Below are 20972 nucleotides of genomic sequence, written 5' to 3' on the forward strand. Positions count from 1 at the left end.
GGGGGACTTACGCAACATGAAAATAAGAATGCGAAAAAAATGGATGGCCTTGCCGCTTGCTGCCATGATGATCGCCGGATGCAGCCATTCGGAAACATCCAATTCAGCAAGCGGTTCGAAAGATACGATCAAAATTATGGCGCCGCTTTTATCGCCGGAAAGCCCGAGTGATAAAAGCCCTTCATTAAAAGCGCTCGAAAAATACACAGGCAAAGAGATTAAGGTCACATGGGTGCCTGATTCATCCTACAACGACAAATTCAACATCGTCATGGCTTCAGGAGAGATGCCTCACGCGATTGTCATTAAAGATAAGTCAGCCGGCTTTATCAAGTCTGTCAAAGCAGGGGCGTTTTGGGAACTGTCTCCTTATTTAAAAGACTACAAGAATTTAAGCCAGGCAGATGAAAAGATTTTGAAGAACAGCTCGGTGAACGGCGAGGTGTACGGAATCTACAGAACGAGGGATCTGATCAGGGCGTGTATGATCATCAGAACCGACTGGCTGAAAAATGTCGGTCTGGATATGCCGGAAACGCTTGATGATTTCTATGAAGTGCTGAAAGCCTTTAAGGAAAAAGATCCTGACGGAAACGGCAAGGATGATACGTACGGCATGGTCGTGCCGAAATGGATGGGACTCGGCAATGGAAGCCCATGGGATGTTCTGCAAATCTGGTTCGGCGCTCCGAACCGCTACGGTGTTGAAAACGGAAAGCTGATTCCAGATTTTACAACGAAGGAATACATGAATGCGCTCACGTTTTTTAAAAAGCTCTATGATGAGGGATTGATCAATAAGGATTTTGCTGTCATGGATTCTGCGAAGTGGAATGATCCGGTTGTAAAAGGAAAAGCGGGTGTCATCGTTGATACAGGCTCAAGAGCGTCTCAAATCCAAAGCGCGATGGAGGAGGCGGATGAGTCGAACAAGGATATCATTGATATCGTCGGCTCGCTTGAGGGACCGAATGGCAAGCGCACTTTCCCGACATCTGGTTATTCAGGCATGATCACGATACCAAAATCAAGCGTCAAAACTGAAAAAGAGCTGAAAGAGGTGCTGTCCTTCCTCGATAAGATGAATGATAAGGAAGCGCAGATTCTCACGAACAACGGAGTGAAGGGCCGCAATTACGAGCTCAAGGACGGCGTATTCACCTCACTTGAAAAAAACAACAAATCTCTCCTGTATGAGCATGAAGGCTTGGCACAGTTCAGCATGTCGATTCCGAAAAGCGAGTATTACATCGAAGACCAGAAAACCAAGCTCTTCCAGCATCGCAAGGACATCATAACCGAAGGAGAAAAAATAGCCGTCTTTAACCCAGCTGAGTCGCTTGTATCTGATGTCTATACCCAAAAAGGAGCCCAGCTTGACAACATCATCCTCGACGCGAGAACACAATTTATCATTGGAGAAATTGATGAAAAAGGGTTCGCTGATGCAGTGGAGCTTTGGAAAAAAAGCGGCGGCAATGACCTGATGAAGGACTTGAACAAATTGTACCAATCGTCAAAATAAACCGATGCGCCTGCCTTTCGGCGGGCGCCCCGGTATCACGAAAGGAGAACAGATATGGAAACAGTGCCGAAGAAGGGAGATGCACCTGTTCTCACCGCTGGAAAAGGCATCAGCTGGATGGCTGCGCTCAAACGGGACAAATGGCTTTATCTTCTTCTTATTCCCGGTCTGCTTTATTTCTTGATTTTCAAATACTTGCCGATGTGGGGTGTGCTGATCGCTTTTAAAGACTATTCGCCATATCTCGGCTTCTGGAAAAGCGAATGGGTCGGCTTTGATTATTTCAAAGACTTTTTTATGAATCCGGATTTTTTCCGGCTGCTGCGCAACACCCTCATGCTGGCGAGTCTGGATCTTTTGTTTGCCTTTCCCGCGCCTCTCATTTTGGCCCTGCTTTTGAATGAGGTAAGAAAGGCTGTGTATAAAAGATGTATCCAAACCTTTATTTACGTACCCCATTTTGTATCATGGACAATTGTGATCAGCATCACCTTCGTTTTTTTTACTGTCGATACAGGTGTGATCAACAAAATGATCATGAGCCTGACAGGTGAGCAGATTTCTTTCTTGTCGGATGCAGACTGGTTCCGGCCAATGATTGTGATGCAAAGCATTTGGAAGGAGACGGGCTGGGGAACGATTCTATTTTTGGCAGCGCTTGCTACGGTTGATCAAGAGCAGTATGAAGCGGCCATCATGGACGGAGCGGGGCGGTTCAGGAGAATGTGGCATATTACGCTGCCGGCGATTAGAAGCACCATTATCGTTTTGTTGATTTTAAGAATCGGCAGCTTTTTGAATCTAGGCTTTGAACAGGTGTATTTGATGACGAACTCGCTCAACCGCAGTGTGGCTGACATCTTCGACACGTATGTGTACATGATGGGGATTACCCAAGGGGCGTATAGCTACAGCACGGCGGTCGGTTTGTTTAAATCAGTTGTCGGGATTATCTTGATTTTTGGCGCCAATTACATTGCGAAAAAGTTTGATCAGGAAGGATTGTTTTAGAGGAGGGAGAGGTATGGCTGAAATTCACACGATGCACAACACCAAAGCCGGACGGGTGTTTGACGTCTGCAACATTCTGTTTCTCGGCGGTGTCGGCGCGATTACCATTTTGCCGTTTTTATATATTATCGCCGGTTCCTTTGCGACAGAAGCGGAACTCGCCCAGCGGAGCTTCTTTATTTTCCCGAAAACCTTTACACTTGATGCTTACAAGTATGTGTTTTCGACACCGACGTTCCTTCGAAGCATGGGCGTGTCCATCTTCATCACGGTGGTTGGGACGGCTGTACAGCTGTTTTTTACCTTCACGATGGCGTATCCGCTGGCGAAACGGCATGTGAAGGGACGGAATCTGCTGTTGAATCTGGTGATTTTCTCCATGCTGTTTTCAGGCGGCATGATTCCGACGTACCTTGTCGTAAAATCACTTGGCCTTTTGGATACGTATTGGGCATTGATTCTGCCGATGGCGATTAATCCGTTCAACCTTATTATTATCAAAAACTTCTTTCAGCAGCTGCCGCGCGAGCTGGAGGAATCAGCAAAAATTGACGGCTGTTCCGAAATCGGCGTCTTCTGGCGGATCGCCCTGCCTCTGTCAAAGCCGGTCATAGCGACCTTTGCGCTGTTTTATGCGGTCGGGATTTGGAATGATTTCTTCCACGCTCTCTTATATATCAATGACAGTGCAAAATGGCCGCTGCAAATGGTGCTTCGCCAAGTCACGATTTTATCGGATTTAACGGCGACCAATGGCGATACGATGCAAAATGCCGTTCCGCCGGAGCAGGGAATTAAACTCGCTGTCATTGTCATAGCGACGCTGCCGATTTTGGCGGTCTATCCATTTTTACAAAAACACTTTGCAAAGGGGATGCTGATTGGTTCGGTGAAAGGCTGAGAAAGGGAGTGTTTCATATCAGTACATTAGATCGGATTAAGATTGCCTATATCGGCGGGGGGTCCCAAGGCTGGGCCAGAAGCCTGATGAGTGATTTGTCGATTGATGAACGGATGTCAGGCACGGTGGCGCTCTATGATCTTGATTTTGAAGCCGCTCAGAAAAATGAAGTGATCGGCAATCACAGCGGGAACGGCAGATGGAGATATGAGGCTGTTTCTACTTTGAAAAAGGCGTTATCAGCCGCGGATATCGTCATTATTTCCATTTTGCCGGGATCACTGGATGATATGGAAGTCGATGTCCACTTGCCTGAGCGCTGCGGTATTTATCAGTCTGTAGGTGATACTGTCGGGCCTGGAGGGATCATCAGGGGCTTGCGTGCTGTGCCGATATTTGCGGAAATTGCCCGGGCAATAAGAGACTACGCACCTGAATCATGGGTCATTAATTATACAAACCCGATGTCTGTCTGTACAAGAGTGCTGTATAAAGTGTTTCCCGGCATCAAAGCGATTGGCTGCTGCCACGAGGTATTCGGGACGCAAAAGTTATTGGCGGAAATGGTCACGGAAAGGCTGGGGATTGAGGTGCCGCGGCGTGAGGATATCCGCGTTAATGTGCTCGGCATTAACCATTTTACATGGATCACAAAAGCCTCTTACCGCCATATTGACCTGCTGCCTATATTCCGTGAATTCAGCGCGCACTATGGGGAATCAGGAGGATATGAGCTGGAGGGGGAAAGCTGGAGGGACAGCGTCTTTTGTTCGGCACACCGTGTTGCGTTTGATTTATTTGAAACGTATGGCGCCATCCCTGCTGCGGGAGACAGGCATCTGGCAGAGTTTCTTCCCGGCCCATACCTCAAACAGCCTGAAGTATGGAAATTTCATCTCACACCTATATCATTCAGAAAACAAGACAGAGCTGAGAAACGACAAGAAACAGAACGGTTGATCGTGCAACAACGAGGCGTTGCTGAGAAAGCTTCGGGAGAAGAAGGCGTGAATATCATAGCGGCTCTTCTCGGATTGGGTGAACTCGTCACAAATGTAAATATGCCGAATCAAGGCCAGGTCTCAAACCTTCCTATACAAGCCATTGTCGAAACAAACGCATTCATCACAAGGAACCGTGTCCAGCCGATTTTGTCCGGAGCGCTTCCGAAAGGTGTGGAAATGCTGGCGGCTAGGCATATATCCAATCAGGAGGCAGTGGCGGAAGCAGGTTTAACAAAGGACACTGGCCTCGCGTTTCAAGCCTTCCTCAATGACCCGCTTGTCAAGATTGACCGCAGTGATGCAGAGCAGCTTTTCAATGACATGCTCCAATTCACCATGCAACGTTGAGCGGAGCTTTTCCGGTTTAGAAAGGAAAGCATTGACCATACTGATAGTATAATCAAGAAGTAGGTGCTATCAATATGGGAAATTATTTAAGCGTTGCGGTAGAACTGGTCTGCGGTCTAGGCATTTTATTTATCATCTTAAAGCTTCTCGGGAAAACCCAATTTTCTCAAATTACGCCGTTTGATTTTATCTCTGCTTTAATTTTAGGAGAATTGGTCGGAAATGCCGTTTACGATCATGAAATCAAAATCAAAGAAATTATTTTTGCTTCGCTATTGTGGGGCGTGCTGATTTATATTATTGAATTTATCACGCAAAAAATGAAATCATCGCGAAAGTTCTTGGAGGGCGAGCCGAATATCGTCATCCGCAAAGGGGAGCTTCAATATAAAGTATTGAAGAAAAATAAGATGGACATTAACCAGCTGCAAAGCCTTTTGAGGCAAGCTGGGAGCTTTTCGATCCAAGAAGTAGAATATGCGATTTTGGAAACAAACGGGATGGTCAGCGTGCTTCCAAAATCAGACTTTGACAAACCGACCAATAAGGATTTGCAGGTTCCTTCGAAGTCTGTTTCCCTGCCAATCACGTTAATCATAGATGGAGAGCTTGTCCGGGATAATCTGAAGGAAGCAGGTGTGGATGAACAGTGGCTGAAGCAAGAATTGAAAAAGAAGAACATTGATAAGACAGAGGACGTGTTATTTGCAGAATGGCATAAAAATAAGCCGCTGTATACCGTAACATACGAACAAAGCAGATCAACATGACTCTTAGAAAAAAGCTTGCAGCAAGGCGCAAGCTTTTTATTGATTGTATGTCCCTTGTTTGACAGCACGTACATGGTACATGCTCACTTCAGTGCTGATCAGATAGTCAGGCTTTGGTTTGCCTTTGTTTGCTTTATGGCCGGCGATATGCGCATCGCTTTTTTCCCATTGCTTCCAGTGATCCTCTGATTCCCAGCGAATCATGACAACAACTTCTTCATCACCGCGGCGCACATTTTTCTCAAGCACTGTCACATCAATTAAACCTTCTTGTTTTTCAATGATTCCTTCAGCGCTGAAACGTTCTATGACTTTATCTGCAAAGCCTTCTTTAACCGTCATTTTTCTCAACTGTACAAACATTTGTCTCACTCCAATCATTCTCACATATGAATAATTGTAAATGAAATTCATTCTCAAAGTCAAAGAAAGCGCAGGGCGGAATCGAACCGCCGTGCGCAACAGTTTATTCTTTTAATAAAAACACATTTCCGTCTTCGTCCTTAAATTGAACGAAGGTGCCCCACTCCATTTGATTGGGCTCACCGAGAAATTCTACACCGTTTGTCTTCATTTTCTCGTATGTACCAAAGATGTCTTCGCATTCAAACACAATAGAAGCCTTCATTTGCTCTGAGCCTTTCATCATGGCTTTCGGGTAAATGACTAAACGAGTCTCGGCCCCTTTTGGCGCAACCTCCAGCCAGCTTGCTTCAGGTCCCATTGGGTGGTCCGCTGCAATATCAAAGCCTACCTTCTCTGTCCAAAATTGCTTCGCTTTCTGCTGGTCCTCGACATATACAGCAACAGTGCCAATTTGTTTGATCATAGGGAAACCTCCAAGTTGAAAAGATAATAATACTATAACCTGTTTACGGCCGAAGTAACATAAAAAAATCAGCCGGGAAACCGGCTGATTTTTAAAATGAGCAGCTGACAACATCGATGTGATTTGTGTCTAAGGCGAAATAAACCCAGCGGCGCCGTGAGGAATCCCAATAAAAGCCGCCGACGGATCTTCTGCCAAGGATAATTGGGTAGAACCAAAATGAGCGGCCATTGGTTAACCAAACATAGGTAAATCGGAAAAGGCAAGGACGAATGGTGATTGGTTCAACTAACAAAACGGCTCCTTGAGAACCCTGCGGTTTTGGGGGTTTCGCTGGTATTTGGGAAGGAGGAGGTCCCTGCGGCGCACCGCCGAAGCCTGGGCTGGCACCGCTGCCAATACCAGGGCCGGAGCCGCCGCCAAAGCCTGGAACAGCGCCACCGCCAATGCCAGGGCCGGAGCCGCCGCCAGAGCCCGGAACAGCGCCGCTGCCAATGCCAGGGCCGGAGCCGCCGCCGAAGCCCGGAACAGCGCCGCCGCCAATGCCAGGGCCGGAGCCGCCGCCAGAGCCCGGAACAGCACCGCTGCCAATGCCAGGCCATGGATATCGGTATTCATATTCAAAAGCAGGCCAAGGCTCATAAAAATGCCCCGCTAACATATAAGGATCAACATAATACATGTGATAACGTCCTTTCTCATTGTAAACTGTACATTGCAGTTTATGCGGGCGGACTCTTATTGGTGCATTCGCCTAAGGATATGAAGCAGGAATGCTCTCAGAGAGCAGAATCATTTGATTTTTCTCTAGTCTTATTCACAATTCCGATTTATCATTTTATAATGAAAGTGCTTCTATTACGAAAAAGGAGACAGACCGTGAATATCGATCAATTATTATATCAATATATCATAGACAACACTGCGGATATTACTGAGAAATGGTTCAGTTTGCGTTGCCAGCTAAAAGGCGAGCTATATTCCGCCAGCCATTTAAGTGAAGAAACGAAAACACTTTTAACCGAGCAGCATACATTTACCAATATAACAATCGCAAGCGCTTTTCTGGAGGATCAAACCGATTTTCAAGAAAACATGACAAAATGGGCGCAAAACGTTGCGAAAAACAGGGTAGAGCAGGATGTTCAAGTGCATGAGGTCGTAGAAGCCATATCCAACTCTAGAATCTCATTCTGGGACGCAGTCGCCACATTTATAAAAGAGAATCAGGAGATTGTGACAAATGAGGATGCAGACCGATGGAACCGCATTGTGAATCAATCGTTCGATAAGCTGATTATTGAATTCTCCGAGCAGTACCAAAAATTCATGCTGATGAGGCTCACATCTCAGCAGGAACTGATCTCAGAGCTTGGCTGCCCGGTCATTTCCATTGCCGATGGAATCGGGATATTGCCGCTTATCGGCTCCATTGATACAAAACGGGCACATGTCATTTTAGAAACAGTGCCGGTCCGCTGTGTCGAGAGAAAAATCACAAGCCTCGTCGTTGATCTTTCAGGTGTTCCGATTGTGGATACCATGGTGGCTCAGCAATTGTACAACCTGTCTAAAACGCTTTTCTTATTAGGCGTCAAAGCCGTATTTTCAGGGATTCGCCCGGATGTGGCCCAAACTTCGATTCAATTGGGGCTTGATTTTAGTGAATATGAAACGTACGGCACGCTGAAGCAGGCATTAGAAAATATGGGTGTCCGCTGTATTGTTGAGGAATTGGAAGAAAACAAATAGGAATTTTCCAGGCATATGATTGACCGTCACCGGGTGATCATATGCCTTTTTGATTTGAACAGAAATCACCATTGATTTATCAAAAAAAACATAATATTATAATTCTTATAAGAATACTGTGAATTAAAACCTATTCAACAGGGGGGAAGGTCTTTTGGTTTCTAAATCAACGATTGATCCGGAAGTGATTGAAAAAATAATCAGCTCGCTGGAAACACTCGATTTCGGCACCGTTCAGATTACGGTTCATGATTCTCAGATTACCCAAATTGAGAAAATAGAAAAGCACCGTTTTTCGCTGAAAAGGAAAGAATCAAAATGATAATGTAAAGGGCGTTTGTTTTCATTAAATTCTCCTTAAAACATATACATATTTCATCCAATTTTTATATAATAGACCTTTAAGATCATTTTTTAGGAGGATTTTTGACATGCAAGCTACGGTTCACGAGAGTAAGCAATCGATCATGCAACGCATTTTGACAGTCTTTGTCTTCACTTTGCTGATCGCGACTGTCGGCCTTTTTATCGGCCAATTTGTTCCTGCCGCTTTGATGCTGCCGCTTTCTATTCTTGAAGTGGCGATGATTATTCTGGCCTTCTGGATGCGCAGAAGAAAAGCGGTCGGGTATGCGTTTGTATATACATTCGCGTTTGTTTCCGGCATTACCTTATTTCCGATCGTCAGCCATTACGCTTCCATCGCCGGCGCCTATGTCGTGCTTGAAGCCTTTGGCTCTACATTTGTCATTTTTGCCGTCTTAGGCACAATCGGAGCAAAAATGAAGAAGGATTTATCCTTCCTGTGGTCCTTTCTGCTGGTAGCGGTGCTCGCCCTCGTTGTGGTAGGGATTTTCAACATTTTCAGCCCGTTAAACTCAGCGGCGATGATGGCGTATTCCGTGATCGGAACCATCGTCTTTTCCCTTTACATTTTGTATGATTTGAATCAAATCAAACACCGCCACATTACGGAAGACTTGATTCCGGTTATGGCGTTATCGCTGTACCTAGACTTTATCAACTTGTTCATCAACCTGCTCCGCTTCTTCGGCATTTTGAGCAGTGATGATTAATGAAAAAGCGCCTGTCTTTGGATAGGCCCTTTTTGCTATACATAAAAAGGCAGGTGGAGTCGTGCGTCTGTCATGTTGTCAGGCGTGATATTAAAGGAGCCGTTTGAGCTTGTGCATTTGATTGGCATTGCATGTGTCATCGGCGGCATATTTGTTACGGTCATAAAGAAAAAACAGCCGGATGCGTATCCGGCTGCAGAAGAAAAGACGCTATAGCCTGTCAGGATCGGACGGGTTTTTTAGTCTTTAAACACGCTCAGCCTTTCAAAAAGATCACCAAGCATCTTCACGAACATGTCTTTTTCCTCGTCGCTGTAGTTTTCCATGACCGCTGAGATTTTGCTGAAATGGCCGGGCAGAAATTCCTCAAGGCGTGCTTTGCCTTCCGTTGTCAGTTCAATGCTGATTTTTCGTTTATCCTCTGTGTGATGCCTGCGCCTGACAAAACCGTCCCTCACCAGTCCGTCCAGCAGGCCTGTAATCGTCGCTTTCGTGACGTTTGACTGTTTGGCAAGCTCTGTCGGACTTAACCTATGATCCTTGGCATCAAAGAGCAGCATCAGGATTTTGAATTTTCCTTCTGAAAGCCCTCGGCCAGCAAAGTAATGCTCCATCACATGATTCATTTTTTTTGAAATATCAAAAAGAGATAAAAACAATTCAAGAGAGCCGGCGTCAATATTGGCATACGTTTCGGCGTGCTCTGTTATATGCTTATATTTCGGTAAATGTTTTAATTCCATCGCAAGTAGCTCCCGTACATTCGTTGTGACACGATTATAAAGGAGGGAAAACCATAACGCAACTTGGCTTGGAGATGATTGACAGCTTTTCTTGGGACATAGTAAGGTTATATAGTTAGGCGCCTAACTAATACATATAGAGCTGAAAAGGTGGTTATTGATATGAAACATATGTTAATTGCAGGAGGCGGCATCGGCGGCTTGTCAGCGGCCATTTCTCTCCGTAAGGCAGGGTTTTCCGTCACCTTATGTGAAGCGGCTTCAGAAAACCGAAAAACAGGTGCGGGGATTCTTCAGCCGCAAAACGCACTGGCGGTGTTGAAAGAACTGGGCGTATTCGAAGAGTGCTGTAAGCACGGCTTTCAAACAGAATGGTTTAAAACGTTTGATGAACAGGGGAATTTGCTGTTTCAAGTCAGTGAATCCTTTTTAGACGATTCACTTCCGGGACGCAATAATATCCTGCGCAAAACGTTAAATGACATTCTCATGAAGCATGCCGAGGCAGTGGGTGTAGACATCAAGTGGGGGAAAAAGGTTGTCGCTTATGAAGAAACAGCTGAATCGGTCACTGCCGTATGTGAAGATGGAGAAAAGATGCAGGCTGACATTCTGGCGGGCTTTGACGGCATTCACTCCGTTGTTCGCGATATAATGCTGCAAAAGGAGACGGAAAAAGAGCATCTCGGCATGGGAGCGTGGCGCTTTTATATCGAACTTCCTGATTACACATTCGAGGACGCAACATTCATGTATAGAAGCGGAGACACACAAATCGGGGTGGTGCCATTGGCAGAACACGCTGGCTATGTCTTCGTCCTCCAGCCTTGCACGAGCGATTACTGGGATGAGGAAGATACCCGGTTTGATAGAGTAAAAGAGATTCTTTCTAGTTTTCGGGGGCTGGATTTTGTCACAAAGCACATGTCAAAACAGCATCCTGTCATCTTTAACAAACTGGAGCAGGTCGCCGTGCAGGAGCCATGGCATAAAGGCCGCGTCATCATCGGAGGAGACGCCGCCCACGCCGGCGCGCCGACCCTGGCGCAAGGAGCGGCAATGGCGATCGAGGATGCCATCGTCCTCGCCGAAGAACTCCAAAACCACGCCGACCACGAAACAGCATTACAGGCGTACTACAAAAGAAGAGCCCCACGAGCGCTCAAAGTCCAGAACCTATCATCGGAAATCGTCCGCCGTGGGCTGAAAGGAGAGCCGGGAGCGGAAGAACTGATTGGGGAGTGCTATGCGGTGTTGAGGGAAGGGTATTAAATAGGAAAAGTCCAGAAAGTGATTTCTGGACTTTTTAATCTTGCTCTGTTTTATTCCTTATCCGCTCAATCACCTCATGCAGCCCCTCAGGCTTATAAAACTCCACCGGTGAACTGCCTTTCTCAAACGAAATCGTCTCGGCTTCAATCAGCGCGACATAGCGCCCGTTTACTTTTGCGAGATGAATAGAATCGCCAAAATCCGCTAGCAATCCCTTAATCTCTGTTTCTCCGACTTTCATTTTCAGCTGGGCCTCTGGCGTGTGCTCGATGATTTGGGCGGAGGCTTCGATGACTTGATGGGTGTCGAGGCGCTCTTGGATTTCCCGCTTTTCGCTTGCTTCCCAAATCTCAATGTCGTGCTCGAACTGCTTGAGCTCTTCGCTGTTGTCTTCAAATGTCTCGTAGACGTGCTCCTGTACCATGTTCATGACCTGGTTTTTCATGATTTCCGGCATCGATTCTCCGTACTCGACGAATTTCAGAAAGTCCTCAAAATAGCGGGCGTGCGAGGCCTGGTGGATTTTCAGTTCACCTTCCTCGACCATTCCTTCCTCTGGCATGTACGGGTATTGGATGCTTTTCATGTTTTTTGTCGTGATCGCCATTTCGACTTTTTTAATGAGAGAAGACGCGTCAGAGATGCGGGCGACCTTCGGCTCAAAATCACATTTCATAATGAAGACAAATGACTCATCAAAGTATTTTCTCGGTACGGCCGAAGCGACGAGAAACACGCCGCCGCGAACCGCGCTTGTGTCAAGGTACGTGCGGACGAACTGCTCGCTCAGCTCATTGAAGTCTTCTTTTGTTTCCGCCAGACGCGCGCGGTTGAACATGTTGTAGTTTGGGTTGGAATCGAGCTCGTGGCCGGGCTCGACGATAAAATGGCCGATTTTCGTCGGCACCTGCTCGGACTGCGGATGGCGGTCTGCTTTCCGTTTGACGATTTTTTTCAGTTCCCCGTCGAGAAAGTCCTTCAGCTCGCTTTCTTCAAATTCGCCCGTATCAAGGGTCTGGAAGTGCTTGAACTGCTTGTTCGCCTGCTCATCTTTGCCTTCCACCTGTATGACATAAAAGGATAAAAACCGAATTTCAAAATCCATATATAAACTCACCTTATTCGCGTATTGTACAGCTTCTCAAGTATAGAAAAAACAGCGATCATGCGTCAATTGGGAGAACGGAATAATCATGACCATGAAAGGGAAATGTAGTCAAATAGAAGGCATCTCATACGGAAAGGAATGGTTCGATGAAGGAAACAAGCCCGATTCCTCAGCCGAAGACGTTTGGGCCGCTCGGCAATTTGCCTTTAATCGATAAAGACAAGCCGACGCTTTCGCTGATCAAACTGGCGGAAGAACAGGGCCCGATTTTTCAAATCCATACACCCGCGGGCACGACCATTGTAGTGTCCGGCCACGAATTGGTGAAAGAGGTTTGTGATGAAGAACGGTTTGATAAAAGCATTGAAGGCGCCTTGGAAAAGGTTCGCGCATTTTCCGGTGACGGATTGTTTACGAGCTGGACGCATGAGCCTAACTGGAGAAAAGCGCACAACATTCTGATGCCGACGTTCAGCCAGCGGGCCATGAAGGACTATCATGAGAAAATGGTCGATATCGCTGTTCAGCTCATTCAAAAATGGGCAAGGCTCAATCCGAATGAAGCAGTCGATGTCCCGGGAGATATGACCCGGCTGACGCTCGACACCATTGGGCTATGCGGGTTTAACTACCGCTTTAACAGTTACTACAGAGAAACGCCCCACCCGTTTATCAACAGCATGGTGCGGGCGCTTGATGAAGCGATGCATCAAATGCAGCGGCTTGATGTTCAAGATAAGCTTATGGTCAGAACAAAGCGGCAATTCCGCCATGATATTCAAACGATGTTTTCGTTAGTCGACAGCATTATTGCAGAGCGCAGGGCGAATGGAGACCAGGATGAAAAAGATTTGCTCGCCCGCATGCTGAATGTGGAAGATCCGGAAACGGGTGAAAAGCTCGACGACGAAAATATCCGCTTTCAAATCATTACGTTTTTGATTGCCGGCCATGAAACAACGAGCGGCCTGCTTTCCTTTGCGACTTATTTTTTATTGAAGCATCCTGACAAACTGAAAAAGGCGTATGAAGAGGTCGATCGGGTGCTGACGGATGCAGCGCCGACCTATAAACAAGTGCTGGAGCTTACATACATACGGATGATTTTAAATGAATCACTGCGCTTATGGCCGACAGCTCCGGCTTTCAGCCTTTATCCAAAAGCAGACACAGTCATTGGCGGGAAATTCCCGATCACGACGAATGACAGAATTTCTGTGCTGATTCCGCAGCTTCATCGTGATCGAGACGCTTGGGGAAAGGACGCAGAAGAATTCCGGCCGGAACGGTTTGAGCATCAGGACCAAGTGCCTCATCATGCGTACAAACCATTCGGAAATGGACAACGGGCCTGTATCGGCATGCAGTTTGCCCTTCATGAAGCCACACTTGTGCTGGGCATGATTCTAAAATATTTCACGCTGATTGATCATGAGAATTATGAGCTTGATATCAAACAAACCTTAACACTTAAGCCGGGCGATTTTCACATCAGGGTTCAAAGCCGTCATCTGGAAGCCATTCATGCAGACGTCCGGGCAGCTGAAAAAGCCGCGTCTGATGAGCAAAAGGAGAAAACGGAAGCAAAGGGCACATCAGTCATCGGTCTTAACAACCGCCCGCTTCTCGTGCTGTACGGCTCAGATACCGGCACCGCAGAAGGCGTCGCCCGGGAGCTTGCTGATACTGCCAGTCTTCACGGCGTAAGGACAGAGACAGCACCTCTGAACGACCGGATTGGAAAGCTGCCGAAAGAGGGAGCGGTTGTCATTGTGACCTCGTCTTATAATGGAAAGCCGCCAAGCAATGCCGGACAGTTCGTGCAGTGGCTTCAAGAAATCAAACCGGGTGAGCTTGAGGGCGTCCATTACGCGGTATTTGGCTGCGGCGACCACAACTGGGCGAGCACGTATCAATACGTGCCGAGATTCATTGATGAGCAGCTTGCGGAGAAAGGCGCGACTCGGTTTTCTGCGCGCGGGGAAGGTGATGTCAGCGGTGATTTTGAAGGGCAGCTTGACGAGTGGAAAAAAAGCATGTGGGCGGACGCCATTAAGGCATTCGGACTGGAGCTGAATGAAAACGCCGATAAGGAACGAAGCACGCTAAGCCTTCAGTTTGTCAGAGGGCTGGGCGAGTCTCCGCTCGCTAGATCGTACGAAGCCTCTCACGCATCCATTGCCGAAAATCGTGAACTCCAGTCCGCAGACAGCGATCGAAGCACTCGCCATATCGAAATTGCATTGCCGCCGGATGTTGAATATCAAGAGGGCGACCATCTTGGCGTATTGCCAAAAAACAGCCAAACCAATGTCAACCGGATTCTCCACAGATTCGGTCTGAAGGGAACCGATCAAGTGACATTGTCTGCAAGCGGCCGCAGTGCGGGGCATCTGCCATTGGGCCGTCCTGTCAGCCTGCATGATCTTCTCAGCTACAGCGTCGAGGTGCAGGAAGCAGCCACAAGAGCGCAAATACGTGAACTGGCCGCTTTTACAGTGTGTCCGCCGCATAAGCGCGAATTAGAAGAACTGACAGCAGAGGGTGTTTATCAGGAACAAATATTGAAAAAACGAATTTCCATGCTGGATCTGCTTGAAAAGTACGAAGCATGTGACATGCCGTTTGAACGATTTTTAGAGCTATTACGCCCGTTAAAACCGAGATATTATTCGATTTCAAGCTCTCCAAGAGTGAATCCGGGGCAAGCATCAATCACAGTCGGCGTTGTGCGCGGCCCGGCGTGGAGCGGCCGTGGCGAATACAGGGGTGTGGCATCAAATGATTTAGCTGAGCGTCAAGCCGGTGATGATGTCGTGATGTTTATCCGCACACCGGAATCCCGGTTTCAGCTTCCGAAAGACCCTGAAACGCCAATCATTATGGTCGGACCTGGCACGGGAGTCGCGCCATTCCGCGGTTTCCTTCAAGCCCGCGAAGTTTTAAAGCGGGAAGGGAAAACGCTCGGTGAAGCTCATCTCTATTTTGGATGCAGGAACGATCGTGATTTTATATACCGCGATGAGCTTGAGCAGTTTGAAAAAGACGGAATTGTCACTGTCCACACAGCCTTTTCCCGCAAAGAAGGCATGCCGAAAACGTATGTCCAGCATGTCATGGCTGCCCATGCAGAAACGTTAATATCAATTTTTGATCGCGGAGGCAGGCTTTATGTATGCGGTGACGGCAGCAAAATGGCCCCGGATGTGGAGGCGGCACTGCAAAAGGCGTATCAGTCTGTCCATGGCACCGGGGAGCAAGAAGCGCAAAACTGGCTGAGACATCTGCAGGATACCGGTATGTACGCTAAGGATGTCTGGGCAGGGATATAGATAAAGAAGACTGGAGACATCCAGTCTTTTTTGTCCTATCGAAAAAATGGTGATCGCGCTAAACATTCATGCATACAATAACTTCAGTCCGCCGGAAGGGCGGGCTGTCTGCAAAACCTATTTTTCGTTTTTGCTAGTTTATGTTATTCTTATACTCGGTATCTATTTCTTTTTTCAAAGGCACACATGACAAAAGAAATCCTTTTTTTATTTCCGAGAAAAAAATGTGAAACGAAATGAAGGTTTCTTTCGTCCAGTGATTGGTTTCCAAATGGTTGTAATAAAAATGATATGGTGCGAAACATAAATATTCCGGCTTGCCGCGGTGTATTTCTTGTTGTGTGATGCCTTGATTTTGTTTGGAAAGAAGGAATTGGAAGGCAGAATATAAAGAGCAGGTAAATATGAATGAAGAACTTAAAGTGTTTAAGAAAGTAGAGGTTGCCATGAAGAAACTTTTTTCTTACAAACTTAGCTTTTTTGTGCTGGCTGTTATACTGTTTTGGGCAAAAACGTATTTATCCTACAAGACTGAGTTTAATCTTGGGGTAAAAGGCACAACTCAGGAGATCCTCCTGATATTTAACCCATTCTCAAGCGCCGTCTTCTTTTTAGGACTGGCTTTGCTGGCGAAAGGGCGTAAATCAGCCATTATTATGCTGATTATCGATTTCTTGATGACATTTGTGTTATATGCAAATATTTTATTCTATCGTTTCTTTGACGATTTCTTGACGTTCCCGAACATTAAACAGTCCGGAAACGTTGGAAACATGGGAGACGGGATTTTCAGTATCATGGCCGGTCATGATATTTTCTATTTCTTAGATATTATCATTTTGATTGCGGTATTGATCTGGAGACCTGAATTAAAAGAATACAAAATGAAAAAACGCTTTGCATCTTTAGTGATCCTTTCTGGGATCGCACTGTTTTTCATCAACCTGCACTATGCGGAAAAAGACCGTCCGCAGCTGCTGACAAGAACGTTTGACCGCAATTATATTGTGAAATATTTAGGTTTATACAACTACACCATTTATGACGGTGTACAGACGGCTCAAACAGAAACGCAACGGGCCTATGCAAGCAGCGATGATTTAACAAGCGTCGAGAATTACACGACGTCTCATTATGCAAAACCGAACGCCGAGTACTTCGGCTCTGCCAAAGGCAAAAATATCATTAAAATTCACCTCGAAAGCTTCCAGTCATTCCTGATTGACTACAAGCTAAACGGTGAAGAGGTGACGCCTTTCTTAAATAAACTTGCGCACGGCGGGGAAGATGTGACGTATTTTGATAACTTCTTCCATCAGACAGGCCAGGGAAAAACATCTGATGCCGAGCTGACAATGGATAACTCGATCTTCGGTCTTCCTGAAGGCTCCGCGTTTGTGACGAAAGGCGAAAACACCTACCAGTCGCTTCCTGCGATTTTAGACCAGAAGGAAGGCTATACAAGCGCCGTCCTGCATGGTGATTACAAATCGTTCTGGAACCGTGACCAGATTTACAAACATATCGGATATGACAAGTTCTTCGACGCAAGCACGTATGATATGTCAGATGAAAATGTGATTAATATGGGGCTTAAGGATAAGCCGTTCTTTACAGAATCGATTCCAAAGCTTGAATCTCTTAAACAGCCATTTTATGCGCATTTGATTACATTGACAAACCATTATCCGTTTAACCTTGATGAAAAAGACGCGTCTCTTAAAAAAGCGACAACTGGCGATAACACAGTTGACAGCTACTTCCAGACAGCGCGTTACCTTGACGAAGCGCTTGAGCAATTCTTCAAGGAGCTGAAGGAAGCCGGGCTGTATGACAACTCAGTCATCATGATTTACGGTGACCATAACGGTATTTCTGAAAACCATAACCGAGCGATGAAAGAGATTCTTGGAAAAGAGATCACAGATTATCAAAACGCACAGAACCAGCGTGTGCCGCTGATGATCCGCGTTCCTGGCAAAAAAGGCGGAGTGAACCATACGTATGGCGGCGAAATTGACGTCATGCCGACACTTCTGCACTTAGAAGGAATTGATTCTCAGAAATACATCAACTTTGGTACTGACTTATTCTCTAAAGACCACGACGATACAGTGGCATTCAGAAACGGAGACTTCGTAACGCCGAAGTACACATCAGTCGACAATATCATTTACGATACGAAGACAGGTGAAAAACTGAAAGCGAATGAAGAAACGAAGAATCTGAAAACAAGAGTGAACCAGCAGCTGAGCCTTTCAGACAGTGTCCTGTACAAAGACTTGCTGAGGTTCCATAAACTAAATGATTTCAAAGCCGTTGATCCGTCTGACTATCATTACGGCAAGGAGAAAGAAATCAAATAAGATGAAAAAGAGCCTTGAGCGGGCGCATTGCCTTCGCTCAAGGCTCTTTTTTTTGGTTATACAACCAACTTGAAAAAATAGATTCCATTTGGTCACCAAGGCTGGCTTTCTCTCATATCATTACAGTAGATTTTGAAACCGGATTGAAATCGGACAAATTATCGGGGAAATGCCTTGATAGATTGTGAAGATGTACCAGGTTTCGAACTCAATATTCATAGAGATGAGGGGTAGAGATGAAAGCGGTCATTCTCTGCGGCGGAAAAGGAACGAGAATGAGTGAAGTCACGAATGACATTCCTAAACCGCTCGCCATGATAGGCGGCAAACCGATTCTATGGCATATTATGAAAATTTATCAGTACTACGGAGTAAACGAGTTTATTCTGCTTTTGGGCTATAAAGGAGAAAAAATCAAGGAATACTTTCTCGACTATGAATGGAAGCACAACAGCCTGACACTCGACAGCTCTACGGGAGAGGTACAGATGCTGGGACAGCCTGAAACGTGGAAAATTACGTTTTTGGAGACTGGGGAAGATACGCTGACAGCCGGAAGAATCTTGCAGGCGAAAGACTATATCGGTGATGAAACATTTCTGCTTACCTATGGGGACGGGCTGGCCAATATCAATCTTTTCCATCTCATCAGCTATCATCAGACAAAAGGTGCTGCCGCGACTGTCACCGGCATTGACAAAGTCTCGCAGTTTGGCACCTTGACGGTTGAGGACGGCATGGCGAAAACATTTTCTGAGAAGACATCAAGTGACGGAATCATCAACGGCGGATTCTTCGTTCTCAGTCCAAAGGTTTTCGATTATTTGCCGAAGGACGGAAACACGATGTTCGAAGATGAACCGCTGAAGAATCTTGCTAAAGATGGGGAGCTTGCTGTGTACCGCCATTACGGATTTTGGACGGCCATCGATACGTATAAAAATCTCTTAGAAGTCAACAAAATGTGGAATCAAGGACAACAAGTATGGAAGGTATGGTGAATCGATTTGAGTTTCTGGAAAAATAAAAACGTATTTGTCACGGGATGCACAGGTCTTTTAGGAAGCTATTTGGTGAAAGAGCTGATTGAACAGGGCGCAAACGTTACGGGGCTTGTCAGGGATCATGTGCCTCAATCCAATCTTTATCAGGGAGAACATATCAAGAAAATGAACATCGTGCGGGGCTCTCTTGAGGACTTGGCTGTGATTGAACGCGCGCTTGGCGAGTATGAGATCGACACAGTCTTTCATCTTGCTGCACAAGCGATTGTCGGCGTGGCAAACCGCAACCCGATTTCTACCTTTGAAGCGAATATCCTCGGCACCTGGAATATTCTCGAAGCCTGCCGCAAGCATCCGTTAATTAAGCGGGTCATTGTCGCTTCAAGTGATAAAGCTTACGGCGATCAAGAAAACCTTCCATACGATGAAAACATGCCGCTGCAAGGCAAGCACCCGTACGACGTCTCAAAAAGCTGCGCAGATCTGATCAGCCACACCTATTTTCACACGTACGGGCTTCCGGTCTGCATTACGCGCTGCGGAAACTTATACGGCGGCGGAGATTTGAACTTCAACCGCATCATTCCTCAGACGATTCAGCTTGTGCTGAACGGGGAAGCGCCGGAAATCCGAAGCGACGGCACCTTTGTACGGGACTACTTCTATATTGAAGACGCCGTTCAGGCTTATCTGCTTCTTGCAGAAAAAATGGAAGAAAACAATCTTGCCGGAGAGGCCTTTAACTTCAGCAATGAGATCCAGCTGACCGTACTTGAACTGGTAGAGAAAATATTAAAGAAAATGAACAGTAATCTGAAACCTAAGGTGCTGAATCAGGGAAGCAATGAAATCAAACATCAATATTTATCCGCGGAAAAAGCAAGAAAGCTGCTGAATTGGACACCGGCCTACACTATTGATGAGGGACTTGAAAAAACGATTGAGTGGTATACGGAATTCTTCAAAAAGTAATGTGAAACGAGGTGAACAAGACTGTGACCAGCGCGTATTGCACCGTTTTATCAAAAGGAAGATTATATCAGGCAGTCGCTTTGTTTAAGTCGTTAGAGCAAGTTGATCAAGACAGTCCCATTTTTATACTTTGCATGGATGAAGATACGCACCGCGTGTTACAGAAGCTGAAGATGAAGCAGCTGAACCTTGTGCCGGTGGCCGCTCTTGAAAATGAATTGCTATTGAAGCTGAAGGAAACTAGAGATCAAAGTGAGTATTGCTGGACGATGAAGCCGATCTTTCTGCAAGCTGTGCTGAACAGCAATCCCGAGCTGGAGCGCGTGACGTATATTGACGGGGATCTCTTTTTCTATGCAGATCCATCGCCGATTTTTGAAAACCAGCCGGACTGCTCGGTGTTGCTTTCACGGGGGGATATTGTAATCCCTTCTTTTGAGAAAGAGCAGATTGACATGCTGCAGCGTCTTTTAGGCAGATATAATTCCGGGTTTATCAGCTTCAAGCATGATGATGCAGGCACGGATTGCTTGGAGTGGTGGAAGGAACGCTGTCTTGAGGAATGCAAAAATGCACCGGGTGAAGGAAAATTCGGTGATCAGGGCTATTTGGATTATATGTCTGAGCTGTTTCCGAATGTGTGTGACATTACAACACCCGGCGTGAACATCGGCCATTGGAATTATGGGCAGCATACGTTTTCCTGGAAAGATGGCCGGATCGTGCTGGAGGATGGCAGTCCGCTGATCTTTTATCATTTCAGCGGATACCGAATCGTCAGCATCAATGAAATCAAACAGATTCATGAAACAACCCGCACAGATCTGCCGTTTGTGCATGAACTGTATCAAGAGACACTGCCGCATATCATTCAGCACATCAAAACGTTAGACCCTGAATTTAACGGTTTTGCTTCAAAAGATGACAACAAATAAATGAGTAAATACAGGAAGTGAAAA

Annotated in this window: 19 protein-coding genes and 1 pseudogene; 15 read left to right on the forward strand and 5 right to left on the reverse strand. The window is 46.2% G+C overall.

Annotated elements, in window-relative coordinates; genetic code table 11:
- The first annotated feature begins 16 nt into the window (after positions 1-16).
- The 5 genes from NSU05_RS03805 to NSU05_RS03825 all read left to right on the forward strand — a co-directional run bounded on the left by NSU05_RS03805 (position 17) and on the right by NSU05_RS03825 (position 5559).
- Positions 17-1525, forward strand: coding sequence for an extracellular solute-binding protein (locus NSU05_RS03805; protein ID WP_029726637.1), 1509 nt, complete (start codon positions 17-19; stop codon positions 1523-1525).
- 54 nt (positions 1526-1579) lie between these two features.
- Positions 1580-2536, forward strand: a complete 957-nt coding sequence (locus tag NSU05_RS03810) for a sugar ABC transporter permease (protein WP_038428575.1) — start codon at positions 1580-1582, stop codon at positions 2534-2536.
- A gap of 13 nt (positions 2537-2549) precedes the next feature.
- Positions 2550-3437 (forward strand): carbohydrate ABC transporter permease, encoded by an 888-nt coding sequence (locus tag NSU05_RS03815; protein ID WP_003242715.1) that lies wholly within the window; start codon positions 2550-2552, stop codon positions 3435-3437.
- A gap of 8 nt (positions 3438-3445) precedes the next feature.
- On the forward strand, positions 3446-4789 hold the full coding sequence (gene lplD / locus NSU05_RS03820) for an alpha-galacturonidase LplD (protein WP_038428576.1): 1344 nt from the start codon (positions 3446-3448) through the stop codon (positions 4787-4789).
- Between the two features lie 74 nt (positions 4790-4863).
- On the forward strand, positions 4864-5559 hold the full coding sequence (locus NSU05_RS03825) for a DUF421 domain-containing protein (protein ID WP_015252601.1): 696 nt from the start codon (positions 4864-4866) through the stop codon (positions 5557-5559).
- A 36-nt stretch (positions 5560-5595) separates the two neighbouring features.
- On the opposite strand, the gene hmoA is transcribed toward NSU05_RS03825, so the two are convergent.
- The 3 genes from hmoA to NSU05_RS03840 all read right to left on the reverse strand — a co-directional run bounded on the left by hmoA (position 5596) and on the right by NSU05_RS03840 (position 7070).
- A complete protein-coding gene (hmoA, locus tag NSU05_RS03830) occupies positions 5596-5922 on the reverse strand; it encodes a heme-degrading oxygenase HmoA (RefSeq protein ID WP_003243958.1) in 327 nt (108 codons plus the stop codon).
- A 103-nt stretch (positions 5923-6025) separates the two neighbouring features.
- Entirely contained in the window at positions 6026-6388 is a 363-nt protein-coding gene (locus NSU05_RS03835) for a VOC family protein (protein WP_003233803.1), read from the reverse strand.
- Between the two features lie 91 nt (positions 6389-6479).
- Positions 6480-7070: a hypothetical protein gene (locus tag NSU05_RS03840; protein ID WP_038428577.1), complete on the reverse strand. Its 591-nt coding sequence runs from the start codon at positions 7068-7070 to the stop codon at positions 6480-6482.
- A 197-nt stretch (positions 7071-7267) separates the two neighbouring features.
- On the opposite strand from NSU05_RS03840, the gene NSU05_RS03845 reads away from it, so the two are divergent.
- From NSU05_RS03845 to NSU05_RS03860, 4 genes and pseudogenes are all read left to right on the forward strand, one after another.
- Complete coding sequence (locus NSU05_RS03845; RefSeq protein WP_038428579.1) at positions 7268-8140, forward strand: STAS domain-containing protein; 873 nt, start codon at positions 7268-7270, stop codon at positions 8138-8140.
- Positions 8141-8294: 154 nt separating this feature from the next.
- Complete coding sequence (locus NSU05_RS03850) at positions 8295-8462, forward strand: YezD family protein (protein WP_003244522.1); 168 nt, start codon at positions 8295-8297, stop codon at positions 8460-8462.
- A 109-nt stretch (positions 8463-8571) separates the two neighbouring features.
- Positions 8572-9216, forward strand: coding sequence for a Bax inhibitor-1 family protein (locus tag NSU05_RS03855; RefSeq protein ID WP_038428581.1), 645 nt, complete (start codon positions 8572-8574; stop codon positions 9214-9216).
- A 63-nt stretch (positions 9217-9279) separates the two neighbouring features.
- Positions 9280-9432 (forward strand): annotated as a pseudogene (locus NSU05_RS03860) (EamA family transporter); the annotation flags it as partial.
- Between the two features lie 23 nt (positions 9433-9455).
- On the opposite strand, the gene yetL reads toward NSU05_RS03860, so the two are convergent.
- Positions 9456-9959, reverse strand: a complete 504-nt coding sequence (gene yetL / locus NSU05_RS03865) for a transcriptional regulator YetL (protein ID WP_038428583.1) — start codon at positions 9957-9959, stop codon at positions 9456-9458.
- Between the two features lie 162 nt (positions 9960-10121).
- On the opposite strand from yetL, the gene NSU05_RS03870 reads away from it, so the two are divergent.
- The gene (locus NSU05_RS03870; protein WP_015715487.1) at positions 10122-11231 is read left to right on the forward strand and encodes an FAD-dependent oxidoreductase; all 1110 of its coding nucleotides are present in this window, start codon (positions 10122-10124) and stop codon (positions 11229-11231) included.
- A 34-nt stretch (positions 11232-11265) separates the two neighbouring features.
- On the opposite strand, the gene NSU05_RS03875 is transcribed toward NSU05_RS03870, so the two are convergent.
- Positions 11266-12336, reverse strand: coding sequence for a DUF3900 domain-containing protein (locus tag NSU05_RS03875; RefSeq protein WP_003233793.1), 1071 nt, complete (start codon positions 12334-12336; stop codon positions 11266-11268).
- 149 nt (positions 12337-12485) lie between these two features.
- Here NSU05_RS03875 and cypD point away from each other — a divergent pair, with 149 nt between their 5' ends.
- The 5 genes from cypD (at position 12486) to NSU05_RS03900 (ending at position 20948) form a co-directional block, all read left to right on the forward strand.
- Positions 12486-15671: a bifunctional P-450/NADPH--P450 reductase gene (gene cypD, locus NSU05_RS03880; protein ID WP_038428584.1), complete on the forward strand. Its 3186-nt coding sequence runs from the start codon at positions 12486-12488 to the stop codon at positions 15669-15671.
- 446 nt (positions 15672-16117) lie between these two features.
- Positions 16118-18037: a lipoteichoic acid synthase LtaS1 gene (gene ltaS1 / locus NSU05_RS03885; protein WP_003243930.1), complete on the forward strand. Its 1920-nt coding sequence runs from the start codon at positions 16118-16120 to the stop codon at positions 18035-18037.
- A gap of 236 nt (positions 18038-18273) precedes the next feature.
- A complete protein-coding gene (locus NSU05_RS03890) occupies positions 18274-19038 on the forward strand; it encodes a glucose-1-phosphate cytidylyltransferase (RefSeq protein WP_014479136.1) in 765 nt (254 codons plus the stop codon).
- A 6-nt stretch (positions 19039-19044) separates the two neighbouring features.
- Positions 19045-20013, forward strand: a complete 969-nt coding sequence (locus NSU05_RS03895; protein WP_003244102.1) for a GDP-mannose 4,6-dehydratase — start codon at positions 19045-19047, stop codon at positions 20011-20013.
- Positions 20014-20036: 23 nt separating this feature from the next.
- Positions 20037-20948, forward strand: coding sequence for a putative nucleotide-diphospho-sugar transferase (locus NSU05_RS03900; RefSeq protein ID WP_038428585.1), 912 nt, complete (start codon positions 20037-20039; stop codon positions 20946-20948).
- The last annotated feature ends 24 nt before the right edge of the window (positions 20949-20972 follow it).

Origin of the sequence: Bacillus sp. EU52 (assembly GCF_037964975.1) — a bacterium.
GTDB lineage: Bacteria > Bacillota > Bacilli > Bacillales > Bacillaceae > Bacillus > Bacillus subtilis.

Excerpts from the sequence above, each read along its gene's own strand:
- NSU05_RS03840 (WP_038428577.1), bottom strand. The coding sequence starts at position 7,070 with ATGTATTATGTTGATCCTTATATGTTAGCGGGGCATTTTTATGAGCCT.
- NSU05_RS03870 (WP_015715487.1), top strand. The coding sequence starts at position 10,122 with ATGAAACATATGTTAATTGCAGGAGGCGGCATCGGCGGCTTGTCAGCG.
- NSU05_RS03835 (WP_003233803.1), bottom strand. The coding sequence starts at position 6,388 with ATGATCAAACAAATTGGCACTGTTGCTGTATATGTCGAGGACCAGCAG.
- NSU05_RS03810 (WP_038428575.1), top strand. The coding sequence starts at position 1,580 with ATGGAAACAGTGCCGAAGAAGGGAGATGCACCTGTTCTCACCGCTGGA.
- NSU05_RS03825 (WP_015252601.1), top strand. The coding sequence starts at position 4,864 with ATGGGAAATTATTTAAGCGTTGCGGTAGAACTGGTCTGCGGTCTAGGC.
- NSU05_RS03855 (WP_038428581.1), top strand. The coding sequence starts at position 8,572 with ATGCAAGCTACGGTTCACGAGAGTAAGCAATCGATCATGCAACGCATT.
- ltaS1 (WP_003243930.1), top strand. The coding sequence starts at position 16,118 with ATGAAGAAACTTTTTTCTTACAAACTTAGCTTTTTTGTGCTGGCTGTT.
- NSU05_RS03875 (WP_003233793.1), bottom strand. The coding sequence starts at position 12,336 with ATGGATTTTGAAATTCGGTTTTTATCCTTTTATGTCATACAGGTGGAA.
- cypD (WP_038428584.1), top strand. The coding sequence starts at position 12,486 with ATGAAGGAAACAAGCCCGATTCCTCAGCCGAAGACGTTTGGGCCGCTC.
- yetL (WP_038428583.1), bottom strand. The coding sequence starts at position 9,959 with ATGGAATTAAAACATTTACCGAAATATAAGCATATAACAGAGCACGCC.
- NSU05_RS03805 (WP_029726637.1), top strand. The coding sequence starts at position 17 with ATGAAAATAAGAATGCGAAAAAAATGGATGGCCTTGCCGCTTGCTGCC.
- NSU05_RS03815 (WP_003242715.1), top strand. The coding sequence starts at position 2,550 with ATGGCTGAAATTCACACGATGCACAACACCAAAGCCGGACGGGTGTTT.
- hmoA (WP_003243958.1), bottom strand. The coding sequence starts at position 5,922 with ATGTTTGTACAGTTGAGAAAAATGACGGTTAAAGAAGGCTTTGCAGAT.
- NSU05_RS03890 (WP_014479136.1), top strand. The coding sequence starts at position 18,274 with ATGAAAGCGGTCATTCTCTGCGGCGGAAAAGGAACGAGAATGAGTGAA.